General features: G+C 66.8%; 6 protein-coding genes. 3 read left to right on the top strand and 3 right to left on the bottom strand.

Annotation, left to right across the window (positions count from 1 at the left end):
- The first annotated feature begins 23 nt into the window (after window positions 1–23).
- Both YH64_RS10340 and YH64_RS10335 read left to right on the top strand, forming a co-directional pair.
- Window positions 24–16,841, top strand: a complete 16,818-nt coding sequence (locus tag YH64_RS10340; RefSeq protein ID WP_082134401.1) for a filamentous hemagglutinin N-terminal domain-containing protein — start codon at window positions 24–26, stop codon at window positions 16,839–16,841.
- 9 nt (window positions 16,842–16,850) lie between these two features.
- Complete coding sequence (locus YH64_RS10335; RefSeq protein ID WP_046803835.1) at window positions 16,851–17,609, top strand: SapC family protein; 759 nt, start codon at window positions 16,851–16,853, stop codon at window positions 17,607–17,609.
- 123 nt (window positions 17,610–17,732) lie between these two features.
- Here the strand turns inward: YH64_RS10335 and YH64_RS10330 are convergent, their stop codons facing one another.
- Entirely contained in the window at window positions 17,733–18,515 is a 783-nt protein-coding gene (locus tag YH64_RS10330) for an aldolase (protein WP_046803834.1), read from the bottom strand.
- Window positions 18,516–18,711: 196 nt separating this feature from the next.
- Here YH64_RS10330 and YH64_RS10325 point away from each other — a divergent pair, with 196 nt between their 5' ends.
- Window positions 18,712–19,728, top strand: coding sequence for a helix-turn-helix domain-containing protein (locus YH64_RS10325; RefSeq protein WP_046803890.1), 1,017 nt, complete (start codon window positions 18,712–18,714; stop codon window positions 19,726–19,728).
- A 15-nt stretch (window positions 19,729–19,743) separates the two neighbouring features.
- On the opposite strand, the gene YH64_RS10320 is transcribed toward YH64_RS10325, so the two are convergent.
- Window positions 19,744–21,057, bottom strand: coding sequence for an MFS transporter (locus YH64_RS10320; protein ID WP_046803833.1), 1,314 nt, complete (start codon window positions 21,055–21,057; stop codon window positions 19,744–19,746).
- Window positions 21,035–21,703, bottom strand: coding sequence for a glutathione S-transferase family protein (locus YH64_RS10315; protein ID WP_046803832.1), 669 nt, complete (start codon window positions 21,701–21,703; stop codon window positions 21,035–21,037). The genes YH64_RS10320 and YH64_RS10315 overlap by 23 nt, the downstream gene beginning before the upstream one ends.
- Window positions 21,704–21,859 lie beyond the last annotated feature (156 nt).

The raw sequence follows: 21,859 nt of genomic DNA, 5'->3' as shown, positions 1-21,859 counted from the left end.
CAGCGAACGACAAGAGACCGACCATGAATCGCAAATCCCGCAGCCTCTCCCAATCCGCTCGCCGCATGCGCATAAAGAAAGACACCGCCCTGCCCGCGCTCAGCACGCTGGCCGTGCTGATCGGCTCGCTCGCCTCCGGCGGCGCGCACGCCAACCCCACCGGCGGCAACGTCGTGGGCGGCGCCGCCACCATCAATGACCGCGGCAACGGCACGCTGGACATCAACCAGTCCAGCGGCAAGGCGATCATCAACTGGAAAGACTTCAGCATCGGCGCCAACGAAACGGTCAACTTCCGCCAGCCCGGCGGCAAGAGCGTCACGCTGAACCGAGTGGTCGGCAACGACCCGTCGGCCATCTTCGGCAAGCTGAACGCCAACGGCACCGTGATGCTGGTCAACCCGAACGGCGTCGTGTTCGGCAAGGGCGCGCGCATCGACGTGGGCGGCCTGGTCGCCACCACGGCAAACATCAGCGACAAGGACTTCCTGGCCGGCAACTACAAGTTCAACCAGGCGTCCACCAAGGCCAATGCCCGGATCGTCAACGAAGGCACGATCACCATCAAGGACAGCGGCCTGGCCGCGCTGGTGGCGCCGTCGGTCAGCAACTCGGGCGTGATCCAGGCCAAGCTGGGCCGCGTGGCGCTGGCGGGCGCGAACACCGTCACGGTGGACTTCCAGGGCGACGGCCTCCTGTCGTTTGACGCCACCTCCACCGTGGGCGAACTGCCCAAGGACGCCAGCGGCAAGCCGGTATCGGCACTGGTCACCAATACCGGCGTCATCCGCGCGGACGGCGGCACGGTGCTGATGACGGCGCGCGCCGTCAAGGGCGTGATCGACAACGTCGTCAATACCGACGGCATCATCAGCGCCCAGTCGGTGGGCACGCAGAACGGCAAGATCGTGCTGTCCGGCGGCGACGCCGGCACCGTCAAGATCGCGGGCACGGTCGACGCCACCGGCGCCGGCGCGGGCCAGCAAGGCGGCAAGGTCGTGGTCACCGGCGAACACGTGGACGTGGCGCGCGGCGCCGCCATCGACGTGTCCGGCGGGGCGGGCGGCGGCGAGATCGCCCTGGGCAGCCTGGGCGTTACCCCGGACGACGGCTCGGCCGCGTTCAGCGGCAAGTCGTCCACCGTCAAGGTGGCGGCGGGCGCCACGCTGAAGGCCGATGCGCGCGTCAACGGCAACGGCGGCAGCGTCACGATGTGGTCCAACGAGGCCACCGCCTTTGCCGGCAGCCTGTCGGCACGCGGCGGCGAGCAAGGCGGCGACGGCGGCTTTGCCGAAGTCTCCAGCAAGAAGAACATCGGCCTGACCGGCTCGGTGGACATGCGCGCGCCCAAGGGCAAGACCGGCCTGTTGCTGATCGACCCGACCGACCTGCGCATCGTCGATTCCGGCAGCGGCTCGGGCGCGCTGGACGGCAGCGCGGGCGACGGCATGCTCAACAGCGGCGACGCCAACGCGGCCAACAACACCGTGTCGCGCGGCCTGTTGGAAAGCCTGGCCGGCACCACCAACATCAAGCTGGAAGCCACCGGGCAGATCACGATTGCGGACATGGCCGCGATCAACCTGAAGACGACCTCGGGCAACAGCTTCACGCTGCGTTCGACGCAAACGGGCGGCATCCGCTTCGAGAATTCGAACACCGAAATCAGCACCCAGGGCGGCGCCATCACGCTGGAAGCGCTGGGCGTGGGCAGCACGCTGAGCAACATCGGCAAGCTGACCAGCCGGGGCGGCGCGATCACGCTGAACGCCACCGGCGACATCAACCTGGCCAACGTCATTGACGCCGGCAGCGGCGCGGCGCTGGTCCGCACCAGCGCGGGCAGCATCCGCAACGTGGGCGGCGCCAACCAGGTGGTGGCGGGCAACACCGTCACCCTGGACGCCAGCGGCGGCAACATCGGTGAGGCCGGCAACGCGGTCAACACCCTGACATCGCGCCTGGCGCTTGCCACCGGCGGCAACCTGTTCGCGGCCAACCGCTCGGTACTGAGCACGCTGGACATCACCAGCCGCCACGCGCAACCGGGCGTCAACAACACGTACCAGCTCACCTCGGCGGGCGGGCTGGATTTCTCGCTGGCAGACAACGGCGGCTATCAGCTGAACTCGGTCGTGCAAGACGGCCTGGGCTTCTCGTTCACCGGCGACCGCACGATCCGCGTGGGCACCGTCTCGTTGGGCTCCGGCACGCTGGCGCTGACGTCCACGGCCGGCGACATCCTGGCCAGCAACATCCCGGGCAGCATGAGCGCCGGCAGCATCGCGCTGAAGGCCAGCGGCAGCAACGGCAACAACGGCGCCATCGGCAGCGCCGGCCAGGCCCTGAACACGCAGACCGCCACGCTGACGGCCGCCAGCGGCGTCGGCGGCGTATACCTGAACAACACCGGCGCGCTGAACCTGCGTTCCGTTGAAACCAGCGGCCCGCTGTCCGTGTGGAGCAGCGGCCACCTGACCGTGGGCGCCATCAAGGCGGGCGCATCGACCTCGTTGGCCTCCACCCTGGGCAACATCGTGGACGACGGCGACGACGCCACCACGATCTCGACCAACACGCTGGCCTTGTCGGCGCAGAACGGCGCCATCGGCGCCGCGTCGCGCAGCCTGAAGACCAACGCCGGCAACGTGTCCGCCACGGCGGGTCCGGGCGGCGTGTACCTGGACAGCAGCAACACCAGCCTGACCATCACGCAGGCCCAGGCGGACAACGCCGCCATCGCGATCACCGGCGCGGGCAGCGTGTTGGCCAACAACGTCAGTTCCGGCGGCGGCGCCGTCAACCTGACGGGCAACAGCATTTCCGCCGGCCAGGTCAGCGCGGGTTCGGGCAACGTCACGCTGACCGCGCGGGCCGGCAACATCACGGGCACGTCGGCATCGCTCATCACCGGCAGCGTCGTCACCCTGCTGGCGCCGGCGTCGAACAGCAGCTACACCGTGGGCACGACGGGTACCTACCTGCGCACGGCGGCGGGTGAACTGCACGCCACGGGCGGCAGCATCTACATCAACCAGGCCCAGGGCTCGGTGCTGCTGGATGATCTGAAAGCCTACAACGGCATTTCCGTCATCGGCGTGGCGGACCTGACCGCGAACAAGGTGGACGCCGGCCTGGGCACCCTGTGGCTGAACGCCCAGGGCGGCAACATCCTGCGCGCCAATGCCAACAGCGAACTGCTGGGCAACGCCATCAACCTGCAAGCGCAGCAGCACATCGGCACGGCGGGCGACCACATCAAGACGGCCTCGACCAGCCTGACGCTGGGCAGCGGCGGCGACATCTACGTCGACAACCCGGGCAAGACGCTGACCTACTTGTCCGTCAGCAACACGCACGCCGACCCGCTGCGCAAGAACGTCCTGCAAGTCTCCGCGCCCTTCCTCGCGTTCGACGTCAACGACGAGGTGGGCAATGCGTATGAATTGAAGCAGGTCTATAGCTCGTTGCTGAACCAGTTCGTGTTCAGCGGCGACCAGACCCTGAAGCTGGGCAACATCCGCGCCGGCAGCGGCGTCACGCTGACGTCCACCCAAGGCAGCATCCTGGATGACGGCATCGCGGACACGCGCGTCACCGCCAGCTCGGTCAGCCTGACCGCCGCCCAGGACATCGGCACCAACGCCGATTTCGTCTCGGTCAACGCGCCGCTGCTGTCGCTGGACACGCGCGGCAACCTCTACGCGACCAACATCGCCGACCTGAACAGCTTGACGGTGACGGCTCGCCACAAGGGGCCGGACGATCACTACGTGCTGGACGTGCGCGCCCCGTCGCTGCTGTTCAACATCACCGACGATGCCACCGGCCACACCATTCACCAGGTGCGCGACAGCAACTCGGTGACCTTCAACTTCGCCAGCGACCGCGACATCACGGTGGGCAGCATCGACGCCGGCTACAGCGGCGCCATCACGCTGAACACCACGGGCTCCATTGCCGACGACGGCAACAAGAACACCCAGCTGCTGGCCAATCTGGTGAGCCTGTCGGCCGGCCGCGCCATCGGCGCCACCGGCACCGGCTATCTGGACATCCTGACCAGCAGCCTGTACGGCTCGGCCGGCAATGGCGGCTTCTACGTCCAGTTGCCCAAACCCACGGGTTCGAGCAACACCACCGGCCTCATCACGCTGAACAACATCACGGCCACCGACGCGGTACGGATCGACGCGCGCCAGGGCGACCTGCTGGTGTCCGGCACGGTGCGCAGCGCAAACGGCGACGTCACGATCAACGCGGCCAACGGCTCCATCCTGGGCAACGGCTCGGGCAATGTGTACGCGGGCGGTGGCGATATCTCGTTGACCGCAACCGGCTCCATCGGCGGCAACTACGGCGGCGGCGTGCGCTATGTGGGCGTGGGCGGACCCAGCCAGGTCAACGTCCTGGCCAACGCGGGCGGCGACCTCTATCTGAACGGCACCTACGGCAACATCAAGCTGGCCTCGGTAACGGCAGGCGGGCAGCTTGGCTACACGCAAGGGAACGGCACGACTCTGATCGGCAACGTGCAGGCCGCCGGCCCCGCGTCGCTGGCCAACAGCGCGGGTTCCATTCTTGACGATGGCGACGCCGCCACGAAGATCCAGGCCAGCAGCATCGCGCTGTCGGCCGCCGGATCGCTGGGCGCGGCCGGCGCCGCGCTGACCTTGCAGGCGCCGGACGTCAGCCTGACCAGCGGTGGCGACATCACCGTCAACAACGAGACCGGGCTGACGCGCCTGGCCGTCACGCGCAATGGCTACGTCTATGGCTCGTACGCGATCACCGCACCGAACCTGTCGGCCTTCACGCTGACGGACGACGCCAACGGCATCCACCTGAAGGACATCGCCAGTTCCTCCGACCTGGATTTCGGGTTCTCGGCCAACGGCAAGAACCTGTGGGTTGGCAACATCGATGCCGGCGCGGGCGGCAAGGTCAGCCTGATCGCGGGCGGCAACATCGCCAACGACGACCTGGCCAACCCCGGCACGATCCGCGCGGCGAATGTCGCGTTGACGGCGGGCGCCAGCAGCTCGATCGGCTCGTCGGCCACGGGCGGCACGCTGGCCCTGTCCGGCACGTCCGCGTTGAGCCTGTCGGCGGGCATCGACTTCTTTGTCGCCAGCGACACCGTGCTGCGCAGCCTGGCGATCAACAGCCAGCGCGCGTCCGGCGCCACCAGCACCATCGCCATCGGCGGCGGCGCGGGCCAGACCATCCGCATCACCGACGACGGCGCCACGCAGTACCTGGAACAGATCACGGGCGGGCTGACGGACTTCAGCTTCAGCGGCCGCAAGAACATCCAGGTGGGCGCCATTACCGCCAGCAACCTGGTCAGCCTGACCACGGCCTATGGCGGCGTCAATTCCAGCATCACCAGTGATGCCGGCTCCGGCCGCATCACGGCGGGCACGGTCAAGCTGTCGGCCACCGGCAGCGACAGCTACACCGCGCGCGATGCAAACACCGGGGCCATCGGCGCCGCCGGCCGCGCGCTGCGCACCACGACCGCCAACCTGGCAATTACCAACAACGGCGACATCTTCCTGAACAACGGTGGCCAGGCGTTAAGCAGCATCGACCTGAACCTGAGCCGCCGCGATGCGGGCAGCACCACCAACTTCGACACCAACGCCTATGCCTTCGGCGGGCTGGGCGGCCAGACGCTGTCGATCGCGGGTGGCACCAGCCTGACGATCGCGGCAGACATGAACGGCGCCGCACTGGCCGTCAACGCCGATTCCGCCATTGCCACCGGCACGATCAATACCGGCGCCGCGGGTTCCGTGACGCTGACCTCGCGCTACGCCAACACGTCGTTCCTGCCGACCATCAGCCGCGGCTCGGGCGTCATTACCGGCAACAACGTCAGCCTGAACGCACTGGGCACGAACGGCAGCGTCGCCGCTTCGACCAGCACGAACAATCTGTCGATCGCGTCGGCGGGCAACGTGTCCGTCTCCAACGACAAGCAGCTGACGTCGCTGTCGCTGACCGCGAACCACGCCAGCTCGAGCGGCTCGCAGAACAATTCGTACAGCATCTCGGCCACCGGCCTGACGTTCTCGCTGAGCGATTCGACCGGCACCTCGGGGCTGACGCTTAGCAACGTTTCCACCGCGGGCAACCTGGCGCTGTCGATCTCGTCCGACCGCGCGCTGACCGTCAACAATGTGGCCACCGGCGCCGGCGGCTCGGTCACGCTGGGCAGCAACAGCAACATCTACGGCAACAGCAGCAGCGCCAGCAGCCCCAACATCACCACAGGCGCGCTGACGCTCAATGCCAGCTCGGTCACGGGTACGTACAACACCAACCAGCCGCTGTACGTCAGCGTGGACAAGCTGTCCTCGAACCTGCGCGGCAGCCTGTGGATCTCGAATAACAAGACCCTGACCCTGGGCAACAACAACGTCGCCAGCTCCGCGCAGGTGAACGTCACCAACGGGTCGATTCTTCAAGGCGCGGGCAGCAGCTTCGTCGCCCCCTCGCTGACGTTGACCGCCACGCAGTCCATCGGCGCCGCCGGCAATGCGGTGCAGGCCGACACGCGGCAACTGACCACGCAGACCGGCAAGGATCTGTACCTGAACAACGCGTCGAACCTGTTCAGCCTGAACGTCACGGCCAATCACGCCAACCCGTCGGCGGACAACGTGGTGCAGGTCGCGGCGCAGGGCCTGACGTTCAACGTCACGGACACCGGCGGCTACAACCTGTTTGACGTGCGCGACACCACCGGCCTGAACTTCTCGTTCTCCGGCGACCGCACGGTGTACATCGGCAACATCGACACCGGCCCCGCGCATGCCGTCAGCCTGGCCGCCAACGGTGCGGGCAGCAACCTGGTCAACCTGTCGCCCGCCTCGCACGTGACGGGCGATTCGGTGTCGCTCTTCGCCACCGGCCAGATCGGCTCGGGTCCGGCCGACAAGATCAACACCACCACCAGCGAGCTCTACCTGACGAGCGGCAGCCACGTCTACGTGAACAACGACGTCGACCTGGCCAGCCTGTCGTTGTATGCAACGGGTGTCGCGCCTTCGACCTACGACGTCACGTCGAACGAATTGCTGTTCGATGTGGTGCATGACGGCCGCCTGCAAGTCAACAATGTCCGCGACAACACCGGCTTGAACCTGATGCTGTCCAGCAACGTTGGCCAGGACATCGGCATCATCGACACGCAGTCCACCGGCACCGTACGCCTGTCCAGCAACAACAGCATCCTGGGCAGCGCTGATGACAGCCAGCGCATCACGGCCGCCCAGGTTTCGCTGACCACGCAGGGCTCGGGCGCCATCGGCGGCACGGGCCGCGAGATCAATCTGTCGGCCCCGCTGCTGAACATCCAGAACGCCGGCGACGTCTATATCGATTCCAGCCAGCACATCGATGCGTTGTCGCTGTATTCGACGGGCAACGGCGCGCGTTCCTACAGCATCAATTCCCCGACCCGCGACGGCCAGGGCAACATCGGCTTTACCGCCACCGACGGCGGCAGCGGCAGCACGGCCGGCCTGGTGCTGGGCAACATCACGGACGCGGGCGGCCTGAACCTGACCGTCAGCAGCGACCGCAACGTCACCGTGGGCACCATCAACGTCGGCTACGACAACGTGTCGCTGACCTCGCGCAACGCGTCGCTGCTGGGCGATGGCGATGCCAACACCAAGATCGATGCCGCGTCGTTGAACCTGACCGCCAACGCCGCCATCGGCGCAAGCGGCGTCGGCAACGCCATCGACACCCGCGTCAGCACGCTGAGCGGCCGCGCCGTCGGCGGCGGGGCGTTCATTACGGTGGAAGGCAACACCAGCCTGCCCAGCCTGACCTCGACCGGCGCCAGCTCGGTCAGCAACACCGTCGGCGACATCGAGCTGGGCTCGGTCAACACCAACGGCAACAGCTTCACCGTCAACAACTCGGGCGGCTCGATCCTGAGCGGCACGATCAGCAACGCCACCACCGTCACCCTGACGGCCAATGGTTCGATCGGCAACAAGAGCGCCATCCGCACCACCAACCTGAGCTCGGGCGGCACGACGATCGTCAACCTTAGCGCCAACCAGACGGCCACGGCGGACGGCAGCATCGCGCTGATCGAAACCTATGGCTTGCAGGCCGCCTCGGTCACCGGCGACGGCAACATCACGCTGACCGCCGATACCGCCCGCGGCGGCCGCGACCTGGTGGTGGGCACCATCAGCACCAGCAATGGCGCGGTCGCGTTGTCGACCAGCACGGGCAACATCGTCGGCGCAAACAACAGCAACCGCATCACCGGCAACAGCGTCACGCTGACGGCCGACTACGGCTCGTCGCGCAGCATTGGCTCGGGCAACGCCAATCGCATCCATCTGGACACGCCATCGCTGACGCTGAATACCCCGGGCAGCATCTACGTCGACAACCTGGCCGACCTGAGCGACCTGACCATCAACCGCAACAACGCGCAGGGCAACCAGTACGGCAGCTACGGGTTCCTGACCATCGACGCGCAGAACCTGACGTTCAGCGGGGCCGACACCAGCAACAACACCGCGCTGACCATCGTTCGTGACACCACCGGCCTGAACTTCACGTACCAGGCTATCGGCTCGATCACGCTGAACGACATCGACGTCACGGCCAATGGCTCGGTCAACCTGTCGACCAACCCCTACTACTACACCGGCGGCTCCATCCAGGGCATGACCGGCACGTCGAAGATCACGGCGGGCAACCTGACGTTGTCCACCGGGTCGGGCGACACGCCCAACGCGATTGGCTCGTCCACCCGCGCCCTGAACACGCAGGTCAAGAACATCGCGGCCACGGCCTCGGGCGGCATCTGGTTGAACCAGGCGGGCTCGATCAACCTGGGCAACCTCAACGCAGGCGAAGACCTGTCCGTCACGACGACCACGGGCGACATCCTGGTCGGCTCTGTTCGCTACGGCAGCAATAAGACGCTGACGCTGAATGCGCAGAACGGCAGCATCCTGGACGGCGGCGGCGCCATCTCCGGCTCGGGCACCGGCGCCATCACGCTGACCGCCAAGAACGGCATCGGCACCACCGACGCCGCGATCAAGATCGCGGCCTTGAACAACGCCGTGTCCGCCAGCGTCACCGGCGCCGGTTCGCTGTACCTGGACAGCGTCGGCAGCATGCAAGGCGGCCTGAGCACCTCGGTGGCCAACGGCGAAACGCGCATCACGTCGTCGGGCAGCCTGTTCCTGACCAGCATGACGTCGGGCACGGACGCAGCCGGCAACGGCATTTCGGTGAAGGCGACGGCGGGCAGCATCTTCGTCAAGAACGTGCAGGCCGGCGCCACCCAAGGCCAGGTCACGCTGAACGCCGAGAACGGCGCCATCCTGGCCGACGTGGGCGGCGCCAACATCAAGGCGTACGGCGTCGCGTTGAACGCGCGCAGCGGCATCGGCGTCGACACCGCCAACGGCCGCATCAACGCCAGCGGCCAGCGCGTCGAAGCGACCACGCTGGGCGGCATGTATCTGGCGGCGGACAACAACGCCGTGTACTCGTACCTGTCGGGCGGCATCATCGACATCGCGGCGGCCGGCAACCTGCAAATCGCCAACGCCGTCGCCAGCAACGGCAGCGGCACGATCAAGATCGTGGGCAACGGCACCAACAGCCAACTGGTGGCGGGCAACATCGACGCGGGCACGGGCACGGTCAACATCGACTACAGCAAGACCGGCAGCACCATCGTTGACGACCGCGAGGAATCCACGCGCATCATCGGCAACTCGGTCACGCTGAAGGCCGGCGCGGGCATCGGCGGCGCCGAAGGCTCGGCCGACAACGTGCAGACGACCGCCGCCTTCATCAACGCGGAAGTTACCGGCAACGGCTCGATCTTCCTGGACGACAACCGCGCGGCCGGCACCACGCTGAACGCCATCGCTACGCAGAACGGCGCCATCGGCATCACCACCGCCGGCCCCACGCTGGTGAACAGCGCCAGCACCAAGACCAACTCGGCGACCAACGACATCTCGATTGCGACGTCAAACGGCGACCTGTCGATCAACACGATCGACGCCCTGACCTTGGGCGACGTCACGCTGAAGGCGGCCGGATCCATCCTGGGCGCGATTCCCGGCAACCTGGTCTTCGGCAACAGCCTGACGGCCACGGCGGGCGGCAGCATCGGCACGGTGGGTAACCTGGCAACCGGCCTGGGCGGCATCGCCCTGCGCACCAACGTTGCGTCGCTGGGCGACCTGACCACGGGTGCCGATGGCGCGGTCATCGCGCTGAACAACGTGGGCACGCGCGCCCTGACGCTGACCGGCGACGTGACGCAAACGGGCGACAACAGCTCGGTCTACCTCCGTTCGTCGGGCGACCTGGACGCGCGTTCGGGCCTGTCCAATACCGCCGACAACCTGCTGCTGTCCTCGAACGGCACGCTGACCGTGGCCGGCACGGGCGTGCAGGCCAACGACACCATCACCCTGGTGGGCCTGCAAGACGTGGTGGCGGCGGGCGCCACGCCGCGCAACATCATTGCGCGCGGCGATACGCTGAACGTCACCAGCGGCGCGGCGGGCGGCAACACGGCGTTGACCACAGAGGTGGCCAACGCCAACGTCAACCTGACCGGCGTCACCACGCCGGCCAACCTGACGCTGAACAATACCGGCGCACTGACCGCCTCGTTGTCCACCGCCAACGGCAACATCACCGCCAACGCCACCGGCACGCTGGACGTGTCGGCCACGGCCGCCGGCAACAACCGCGGCATCGACCTGAGCTCGCAGCATGGCGACGTGGTGGTCGGCACCATCAACGCCGGCGCTGCGAACGGCACGGTCGTGCTGGCCGCCGCCGAAGGCTCGTTGGTGGCCCTGGGCAGCGATGTCACGACCAACAGCCTGGACCTGACCAGCAAGAACGGCATCGGTGACGGCAACGCCGCCTTCACCACGTCGGCGCGCTATCTGAAGGCCAACGTGCTGGGCGCCGGCGACATCGTCGTCGAGGCCACCGGCCCGCTGACGCTGGGCAACATTGCGACGGCGGACGGCAGCATCCAGATCGCCGCCGACGGCGACCTGATCAGCAGCGTTGGCCTGACCGCCGGCAATCACGGCGACGTGTTGCTGGGGTCGTCCTCGGGCAACGTCGGCATCAACCACGCCATCACCAACAACCAGGTCAACAACCTGACGGTGATCGCCGCGCAGATCGGCACGGCAGCCGTCGACACCGCCGGCGCGCAAACCTACAACGGTAGCGTCACGCTTGGCGGCGACCTGACCGGCGCGTCCATCGACATCTCGGGCAACGCGACGCTGACGGGCGGCAAGCGCACGCTGACCGCCAACGGCGACGGCGGCAATGTCAACATCTCGGGCGCGCTGAACGGTGGCAACCAGCAAGCGGTGATCGTCGCCAACGACGGCAACGTCACGCTGGGCGGCAACGCCATCAACCTGGCCGGCCTGAGCATCGACGGCGCCAACATCAGCCTGCAAAACGTCGCGACCAACGGCGCCCAGCAGTACAACGGCGACACCACGCTGCGCGGCCTGTACACCACCGGCAACGGCGCTTTCGGCGTCGATGGCGACACCGTGTTGGCTGGCGGCGTCAACGTGTACACGGGCAACGGCGCGGTTACGTTCACGGGCGACGTCTCGGGCGCGAACGCGCTGACCGTTCTGACGGCCGGCGCCACCACCTACGGCGGCGCGGTCAACACCGCATCGCTGAACCAGGTCGGCACCGGCGTCACTGCGCTTAACGGCGGCAGCGTCACAACGACCGGCATGCAGTCCTACAGCGCCGCTGTGGTGCTGGGCGCCGACACGACGTTGAGCGGCAGCGGCGTCACGCTGGCCGATGGCGTAGACGGCGCGTACGCGCTGACCGTCGACGGCCCGGCCACGCTGGCCGGCGCAATCGGCGCCAACACCAAGCTGGCCAGCCTGACCGTCAACGGCCCCGCCACGCTGACCACCGGCAGCATCGCCACCACCGGCAGCCAGCACTACCAGAACGACGTCACGCTGGGCAGCGACCAGTCGCTGTCCACCACCACCGGCAACGTCACGTTCGACGGCGCGCTGATCGGCGGCCGCAACGTCGTGATCAACTCGACAGCGGCGGGCGACATCAGCTTTAACGCCGTGGGCAGCGCGGGACAACGCCTGGGCAACCTGACGGCCAACACCGCCGGCGCGACCACGTTCAACGGCGCGGTATACGCCGCGTCCGCGCAGACGGACGCCCCCGGCACGGTCGCGATCAACGGCGGCCTGGTCGACACGACGGGCACGCAAACCTTCCGCGAACGGGTCTCACTGGGCGCGGATACGGTGTTGAAGGGCGGCAGCGTCACGCTGGCCCAAGGCGCGAATTCGACGGACGAGACGCAGGCCCTGACCATCCAGGGCGATGCGGTGATCAACGGTGCAGTTGGCGCGGGCACGAACGGCCGCCTGGCCAGCCTGACGATCGACGGCGACGCGCAGTTGGGCGGTGCGATCAACACCGTGGGCGCACAAGCCTATCAAGGCGACGTTCTGTTGACCAAGGGCGTCCAGCTGAACGCCGACAATGCCAACGTGACCTTCACCGGTGCCGTGGCAAGCGCGGGCCCCGACAGCAACGACCTGATCGTGAACAGCGGCAGCGGCGACGTCCGCTTCCTGGGTACGGTTGGCGACAGCACGACGGGCCGCCTGGGCGCGCTAGCCGTCAACAGCAGCGGTGCCACCACGCTGGACAATGCGGTGTACGCGGCATCTGTCACGACTGATGCCGCCGGCACGCTGGGTCTGAACGGCGGCCTGGTCGACACGACCGGCACGCAGTCTTATGGCGAACTGGCCGTATTGGGCGCGAATACCGTGCTCAAGGGCAGCACCGTTACGCTGAGCCAAGGCGCGGATTCCACCGACGAAAGCCAAGGCTTGACCATCACGGGCAACGCCGCGATCAACGGCGCGGTGGGCGATAACGCCCGCCTGGCCTCGCTGACGATCTCCGGCACGGCGGACCTGAACGGCGGCAGCATCAACACTCTCGGCGCACAGTCCTACCAAGGCAAGGTGACGCTGGCCGATGGCCTGGACATCCATAGCGACAATGGCAACGTCACGTTCGGCGCCGCCGTGGCCAGCGCTACCGGCGAAGCCAACACTCTGACGATCGGCGCCGGCAACGGCAACGTCAACTTCGTGGGCGCCCTGGGCGACAGCGCCGATGCGCGCCTTGGCGACGTGGTCGTCAACAGCAACGGCGTCACCACGCTGGGCGGCGCGGTGTACGCGGCGTCGATCACCACCGACGCAGGCGGCACGCTGGCCATCAACGGTGCCATGGTCGACACGACTGGTGCGCAGTCCTACGGCGAACTGGCCGTGCTGGGCGCGGACACCGTGCTCAAGGGCAGCACCGTCACGCTGGCGCAGGGCGCGGATTCGGTGGACGAAACCCAAGCCTTGGCCATCACCGGCAAGGCCATCGTCAACGGCGCGGTGGGCGAGAATGCACGCCTGGCGTCGTTGACCATCAACGGCGACGCCACGCTGGGCGCCGGCACGATCAGCACTGTAGGCGCACAGGCTTACGAGGGCGACGTCACGCTATCCGACCAACTGGTGATCAACACCAGCGGTAGGGCTGGCGGCAACGTCAGCTTCGGCGGCAGCGTCGCCAGCACGGACGGCGACGGCAACGGCCTGACGATCAACGCGGGGCTGGGCAACGTCACCCTGTCGGGCAAGGTCGGCGATGACGCAGGCGCCCGCCTGGGCGCGCTGAACGTCAATAGCAGCGGCGCCACGCAGTTGGACGGCAAGGTGTATGCCGCATCGGTCACCACCGATGCCGGCGGTACGCTGGCCATCAACGGCGGCTTGGTCGACACGAGCGGCACGCAGTCCTACGGCGAACTGGCCGTGCTGGGTGCCGACACCGTACTGAAGGGCAGCACCGTCACGCTGGCGCAAGGCGCGGATTCGGTTGACGAAAGCCAAGCCTTGACCATCGACGGCAACGCCGTGATCGACGGCGCACTGGGTGGCGGCAACGATGCGCGCCTTGCCTCGCTGACCATCACCGGCGACGCGGAACTGGGCGGCGGCACGATCAACACCGTGGGCGCGCAGGCGTACGCCGGCACCGTCACGCTGACCGACAATCTGGACAGCCGCAGTACCAACGGCAATATCACCTTCGGCGGCACGCTGGTCAGCTCGGCTCAGGACGGCCACGGCCTGTCGCTGGCAACCGGCACCGGCGATGTCACCTTCTCGGGCACGGTGGGCGACAACGCCGACGGCCGCCTGGGCGACATCACCATCGATAGCAACGGCGCCACCAAGCTGGACGGCGCGGTGTACGCGGCGTCCATCACGTCGGACGTTGGCGGCACGCTGGCCATCAACGGCGGGCTGGTCGACACGACCGGCACGCAGTCGTACGGCGAGCTTGCCGTCCTTGGCGCGGACACCGTATTGAAGGGCAGCACCGCCAGCTTGCTAGGTGGCGCTGACGGCCCGCACGACCTGACCATCGACGGCGACGCCGTGTTCAAGGGCGCGTTCGGTGCGCAGGACGCGCTGGCGAGCCTGACGGTGAACGGCACGTCCAGCCTGGACGGCAGCATCGGCACGAGCGGCAAGCAGTCGTACAACGGCGAGGTCACGCTAGACGGCGACGTGGCGTTGATGACCCAAGGCGGCAGCATCACGTTCAACGACAAGGTCGCCAGCAGCCAGGGCGACGGGCACGATCTGGCGCTGTCGGCCGGTGCGGGCAGTGTCACGTTTACGGACGCCGTGGGCGACGACGCGGGTGGGCGACTGGGTGACATCACCATCGCCAGCCAGGGTGCGACCGCGCTGAACGGCGCGGTGTACGCGGCGTCGGTCACGTCGGACGTGGGCGGCACGATTGGCATCAACGGCGGGCTGGTCGACACGACCGGTGCGCAGTCCTACGGCGAACGCGTGGTGCTGGGCGGTGACACCGTCCTGAAGGGCAGCACGGTGGGCCTGTTGGGCGGCGCCGACGGCTCGCATGAGCTGACCATTGACGGCGACGCCGTGCTGAAGGGTCCGATCGGTGCACAGAATGCGCTGGCCGGCCTGACGGTGAACGGCAAGTCCACGCTGGGCCAAGGCAGCATCGCGACCACGGGCGACCAGTCGTACCAAGGCGCGGTCACGCTGGGCGGCGACGTCACCGTGGCCAGCCGCGACGGCGACATTCGCTTCAACGACGCCGTTGACGGCGGGCACGACATGACTGTGTCGGCGGACAAGGGCAACGTCGAGTTTGCCGGCCCGGTCGGCCAAGGTTCGCGCCTGGGCAACCTGACGATCAATGCGTCGGGCGACACCGTTCTGGACGGCCCGGTCCGCACCGCGTCGCTGCAAACCAGCGGCAACGGCGACCTGCTGATCAACGGCGGTTCGGTCGACACCACGGGTTCGCAGCAGTATGGCCAGCACGTGATCCTGTCCGGCGTGGACACCACGCTGACCGGCACCAACGTGCAACTGAAGGCCGGCGTGGACGGCACCGAGTCGGGCCAGCAAGGGCTGATCATTGCCGGCAACGCCGACATCCAGGGCGACATCGGCGCGACAACGCCGCTGCGCGGCCTGGCGATCGAAGGCACCACCACGATGGGCCCGGGCAAGGTCGTCACGACCGGCGACCAGGTCTACACCGGCGCGGTGACGTTGACCGGCGACCGCGACCTGACCAGCACCACGGGTTCGGTCGTGCTGGGCAGCAAGCTGGACGGCAACGGCAACAACCTGGCCATCAACGCGGGCAAGAACGTGCTGGTGGCGGGCGACGCCACCGGCCTGGGCTCGCTGACGCTGCGCGCCGTGGACACCATCGTGTTCAACGGCGACGTCAGCGCCTACCGCGTGCAGCAGCTGGAAGCCAAGTCCGCCAGCTACAACGGCAACGTGCGCGCCTCGGGTCCTGACGGCATCGACATCAAGGGCGGCAAGGTCGCGTTCGGCAAGGACGTCACCGCCGACACGGGTCCGATCCGCATCACCAACACCGACCCGACCGGCACGACGACGTTCGCCGCCGGCTCGACGGTGAAAGCCGCCACGGGCTTCACGCAAACCGGCGGCGCCGGGCTGACGCTGCCCGCGCAACTGCTGGTGACCCAAGGCCCCATCAACCTGGGCGCACCCGCCACGCTGCAAGGCGCGAATGCCACCATCAGCACCAACGGCGACATCACCGCCGTTGGCCTGGTGGGCCCGCAAACGGCGTTGACGCTGGCCGCCGGCCCGTTGGGCGCGCTGCGCATCGGCCTGAACGATGCCGATCTCAGCCACAAGCTGAACGTGGCCTCGTTGACCGTTCCGACCGCCGGTTCGGCCGACGTGTGGGGCACGGTGGGTGGCAAGACGGGCGCCGTGGCGGCCGCTTCCATCAAGAGCTCGCTGGTGGGCTCGCCGTACTACCTGAACGGCACCACGTGGGGTCCGACGGGCGTTATCGACCGCCTGTCCGCCATCACCGCGCCGCAGCCGGTCATCCCGACCACGCCTACCGCCTCATCTTTGTTCCGTGGTACGGTCCCGTCTGATAGTTTCGGCCCGGACCCGTTGGGCGCCTACGCCGATCCGCAGGTGCTGAAAGTGGCCTCGGCCACCTTCAACTGGCAACTGCCTTCCGGCGACAACGCCATGCTGAACGTTCCGAACGGCCAGACCTCGGTCCTGCAAACGCCGGCCGGCAATCCGCAACAACCCGTCGCCGAAGGCAGCCCGTCTTCCGACGACGAGCGTCGCGACAACGACGCGCAATCCCGCACTCTTTGATTCGACACCATGACTACGCAGACTTCGCTTCCCCTGTTCTACGAACAACCCCGTCCCCTGGCTGCCGGCGTGCACGCCAACCTGTCGCTGGCCGGCAACACGGGCTTTGCCTATGCCGCCACCACCAACGCCGTGCCGTTGGTGGCCACCGAGCTGCCTACCGCCTGCCGCCACTTTCCCATTGTCTTCACTGACGGCGATCAGCCCACGCCCGTCGCGGTGCTGGGCGTGCGCGGCCAGGAAAACCTGTTCGTCGACGCCGACGGCCAATGGCGCGCCGGCACCTACATCCCGGCTTACGTGCGCCGCTATCCCTTCATCTTCATGGAGAACGAAGACCGCAGCCAGTTCACGCTGTGCGTCGACGAGAAGGCCGCCTCGGTGGTCGAAGGCCGCGACAATCCGTTCTTCGACGAAGCCGGTGAGCCCACCGACCTGGCCCGCAGCGCGCTGGAATTCTGCCGCGACTACCAGAACCAGCACGCCTACACGATGGAGTTCGCGCAGGCCCTGGCCGCCGCCGATCTGCTCATCGAGAACCGCGCCGACATCACCCTGCCCGATGGCCAGCGCCTGGCCATGTCCGGCTTCAAGGTGATCGACGAAGCCAAGTTCAACAAGCTGCCGGACGACGAGTTCCTGCGCTGGCGCGCCAATGGCTGGCTGCCGCTGGTGTACTGCCATCTGCTGTCGATCAACACCTGGCCCGCGCTGATTAACCAAGTGCAGCCGGCGGCTGCGGTTGAGGAAGGCGCCGCCGACGCGTAAGCAGTGTCGTGGTGGATCAGAAAGGCCGGCCCGCTCTTTGCGGCCGGCCTTTTTTGTTTTGAGGCGGCCCTTTGGTCTGGGGCCGTTTCGCTGCGGTCTTGTTGCGGTCTTGTTGCCTTTCGCCTAGGGCTTTGCGTATGCCTGCGCAATGCCCTGCCGTTCGATACGACGCGCAAACATGGCAAAGCTGGCTCGCACGATGCTGGGCTTGAGCAGAAAGTCGTGCGACTCGGCCGCCAGCGCATCGTCCACCGGCTTCACCTCGCCGTAGGCGGCAGCGGCCAGCAATTGATTACGCGCGGCGCGCTCGATCAGCACCGACAGATACAAGGATTCTTCCACGGAACCGGTGGCCGCCAGGAACCCGTGGTTGGCCAACAGCACGCAGCGCTTTTTGCCCAAGGCGGCGGAAATGATTTCGCCCTCCTGGTCGGCGATCGGCAAGCCCGGCCATTCCTTCAGATGCGCACAGTCGTTGTGAAACGGCGTCGCGTCCATGTGCGACACCACCAGCGGGCGCCCGGTCATGGCCAGGGTCGACACATAAGGCGGGTGGGTATGCACGATGCAGCGCACATCCGGCCGGTTGCGATAGACCCAGAAATGAAACCGCACGGCGGGATTGGGCGTGCCCTCTCCTTGCAGCACGTCCATGTCGTCGTTGATGCGAATCACCGTATCCGGGCCGATCTCGTCGAAGGCCTGGGCCAGCGCCGTCGTGTAGTAGGAGCCGTCATCGTTCTTCACGGTGATCTGCCCTGCCAGCGTCTCCGAGTGCCCTTCCCTTGCCAGGATGCGGCAGCTTAGGGCGATTTTTTCCCGCACGTTCCAGTTGCCAAAATCCAGCTTGTCGGCCGAGCGCTTGAAAAACGCGTCGGACTGCATTGCCTTGTCATCCACACTCATCTCCTGAAGCCTTGCCGGGTGGCACACCCTTGCCATTACATCCGGCAGGGGTTTTCCAGGCCTTGCCCCCAACTGCACAGGGCTTGTCCGAGAGTGCCAGGGCCTAGGGTAAACGGCAGGTGCGTGCGCGATCAGCGTCGATACAATGATTTCGCGGGCGCTTGGCCCGCCCAGAAAGTCGGGTTCATCCATCGACATGCAAGCCGTCCCTTCGCTTCCGCCTGCCGCTTCCCAGCAAGAGCCGGACCTGAATTTCGCCCCCCGTTTTCGTCCCTTTTACGAGGCCGAACTGTCCGGCTATCAGGCGCGGCTGAACAAGCTGGTGCTGCCGGGAGACTTCCTGCCGCTGACCCTGCAACCGCGTCTGCATTTGCAGGCATGCCGCCTGCGCGCGGGCGGCCTGGCCGTGAACCTGGAATCCACGCCCATGACGGTGCAGCACCGGGCCGAACACGCGGCCGATGCGCTGCGGGCGGAATTCCTGGCCAGCTTCATCATCGAAGGACACGGCACCATCAGCCAGAACGGCGCGAGCCTGCCCGTGGAAACGGGCGACATCATTTTTCGTACCACCGCCCTGCCTTCCGAAGTGCGCATGCTGACGGACTCCAGGCTGGTCGTGATCAAGGGGTCCTTGCTGAACCTGCTGGGCATGCACTTGCAGGATATCTCGCAGTTCACGGCGCAACGCGCGGCATCGACGCTGCCGATGGTGCGCACGGCACACCACTGCCTCGGGCATGTTTTTTTTGAGCAGCCCGACGCCGTCAGCCCCACGTCCAGCATGTTTGCGGAACAGGCGCTGATCTCTTTGCTGGCGGCCATCTACACCAGCCAGGCGCTGGAGCAATTGCCGACCACCGAGCGCGGCCCCATCGAAAGCTGGCAGGCGCTTACCAGCTACGTGGATACGCACATCACCGACAACGACTTGTCCGTGGCGGCGGTGGCGCGCGCGCTGCGCGCTTCCAGCCGCTGGGTGCATCGCTTGTTCCAGATGCGCGGCATCCAGTATGGCCAGTACGTGCGCGAGCGCCGGCTGCAACTGGCCCGCAGCGCACTGGAAGATCCGTGCAGGGCGCATGTCCCCGTCAAGGACATTGCGCTGGCCTGTGGGTTTCAGGACGCCAGCCACTTCAGCCGATGCTTTCAGCAACGCTTCGGCAGCCCGCCGAACAAATATCGTGCGGCGGCGCTGGCGCGGGATCAGTAATCGGCCGGCTGAAGATCAGGGCGCGGAGCGTGCCCGGGTGGTGGGCTTCATCAAGAACGCCGACGTGCCCGCAACGACGCCCAGCACCGCCAGGTACGCGCCCACGGGCACGATGCTATCGAACCGAGCCACCAACATTGCCGACACCATCGGCGCCAGGCCACCCCCGATTGCGGCGGAAAACTGCACGCCGATCGACAGGCCCGAGTAACGCAGCTCTGGCGGAAACTGGGCCGCGTAAAGGCTGGACTGAGGCGCAATCATCATGGCGTAGTTCAGGGCCATGGCGACGAACGCGGCCACGCTGTAAGCAAACAGCGAGCCGCTGCCCACGGCCATGAAAATCGGCACTGCCATCACGGCCAGCAACAGCCCACCCCATCCGCAAACGCGTCTTGCGCCGAAGCGGTCGCCCAACATGCCGAACACGGGAATGGTGAACGTCATCACCGCCGCGCCGTATAGCAGCGCTTGCAGCGCGTCTGATCGGCTAAAGCCCAGCGTGGATACCGCATACGACACCGAGAAAACAAGGAAGGTGTAGATCAACGTCACTTCGGCCAGCTTGCATCCCACGCACAGCAACAACGCCTTGCCATGCTTGCCCAGCAATTCGGCCACGGGCAGTTTGACCTGCGTCTGCTCGGCCTTGACGCGGGCGAAATCGGGCGATTCGTCGATGCCACGGCGTATCAATATCCCCACCACGATCAACACCGCGCTGGCCAGGAACGGCAGCCGCCAGCCCCACGCCAGAAAGTCTTCTTCAGGCAGCCGCGTGACCAGGGCGAAGGCGCCCACCGACAGCAGGATGCCCAGCGGCGACCCCACTAAAGGAAGGCTGCCAAACAAGCCCTTCCATCGCGGTGGCGCATGTTCCACCGCCATCAGCATGGCGCCGCCCAGTTCGCCACCAAACGACAGGCCTTGCCCGATGCGTAGCGCCACCAGCAAGATCGGCGCCCACACGCCAATTTGCTCGTAGGTGGGCAACAGCCCGATCAGCACCGTACAGATGCCCATCATGAGCAGGCTAAGCGTCAGCATGGACTTGCGCCCGATGCGGTCCCCGAAGTGCCCGAACAGGATCCCGCCGATGGGCCGCGCCAGCATGCCGCTGGCAAAGGCGGCAAACGCCGCCAGCGTGCCGGTCAAGGGGTCGAACTGCGGGAAGAAGAGCTTATTGAAAACCAGTGCGGCGGCGGTGCCGTACGCCAGAAAATCAAACGCTTCAACGGCTGTGCCCACTACCGTGGCCACAGAGATTCGAAGCAGGTTCGGCTTTTTTCCAGCCCCTACGTTCACGTCAGGTCGAGAGATCGCTTCCATGTTTTTCCCCAGTGTGTTTTGTGTTGGTGTGTTGTGGCGCGACGTAACCCGGCAGTTCTTCGATGCGCCGGCGCCAAGCCGATAGGGCGGGATAGCCGTCCAGATCGATGCCGGCCTCTTCTGCCAATGCCAGATAGCCATAACAGGCGATGTCCGCGACGCTGCGTACGGTCGCCAGCCAAGGGCTGACGCCAAGGCGCCTTTCCAGCTGGTGCAACAGCCGATCCGTCCGCTGCTCCAGCCCCTGCACATCAAGCAGCGCTTCACTGACGCCCAGGTGATGCGCGGCCTCGGCGTGGCTGACCACCTTGGTCAGCCGCAACGGCTGCAAGCTGTTGGCAATTTCGTTGGCCGACACCGATAGCCACGCGTGCATCTGCGCGCTATGAGGAAGCGGCGCAAGCCACTGCGGGGCGTGTTTCTGCGCCAGGTACATCAGGATGGCGTGGCTGTCCCAAACGGCCAGACCGTCGTCATCGATCGCCGGGACTTGTCTCCACGCGCTGATGCGTTCGAACGCCTCGGTCTGGTTCTTGCGCGCCAGCACATCCATGAACTCACGCCGATAGGGCAATGCGATCAACGCCAGGAAGAGGCGCACCTTGTAGCAATTGCCGGATCGGGGATGGTCGTAGAGCGTAATCATGGGGAGCGGGGGCCGGATGCCTGTCAGATTGCCTGCACGGGGAGATGCAGGGAATCTTAGGGGCGCCCGCTCGGGGGGAATTGACAACGCGCGCACGCGGATTGACCGGGAGCGACAGGGGCACGCTTGCGGGCGCCGCTTTCTACGGTCGCCCCC

Source organism: Achromobacter sp. LC458 (assembly GCF_001005835.2).
GTDB classification, from domain to species: Bacteria; Pseudomonadota; Gammaproteobacteria; order Burkholderiales; family Burkholderiaceae_B; genus Achromobacter; species Achromobacter spanius_B.
Note: the sequence above shows the minus strand (reverse complement) of the source record. Positions and strands in the feature narration are given on the sequence as shown.

Bases quoted from the DNA above. Each gene is read 5' to 3' on its own strand.
- YH64_RS10330 (WP_046803834.1), bottom strand. From the start codon at position 18,515: ATGAGTGTGGATGACAAGGCAATGCAGTCCGACGCGTTTTTCAAGCGC.
- YH64_RS10340 (WP_082134401.1), top strand. From the start codon at position 24: ATGAATCGCAAATCCCGCAGCCTCTCCCAATCCGCTCGCCGCATGCGC.
- YH64_RS10315 (WP_046803832.1), bottom strand. From the start codon at position 21,703: ATGATTACGCTCTACGACCATCCCCGATCCGGCAATTGCTACAAGGTG.
- YH64_RS10335 (WP_046803835.1), top strand. From the start codon at position 16,851: ATGACTACGCAGACTTCGCTTCCCCTGTTCTACGAACAACCCCGTCCC.
- YH64_RS10325 (WP_046803890.1), top strand. From the start codon at position 18,712: ATGCAAGCCGTCCCTTCGCTTCCGCCTGCCGCTTCCCAGCAAGAGCCG.
- YH64_RS10320 (WP_046803833.1), bottom strand. From the start codon at position 21,057: ATGGAAGCGATCTCTCGACCTGACGTGAACGTAGGGGCTGGAAAAAAG.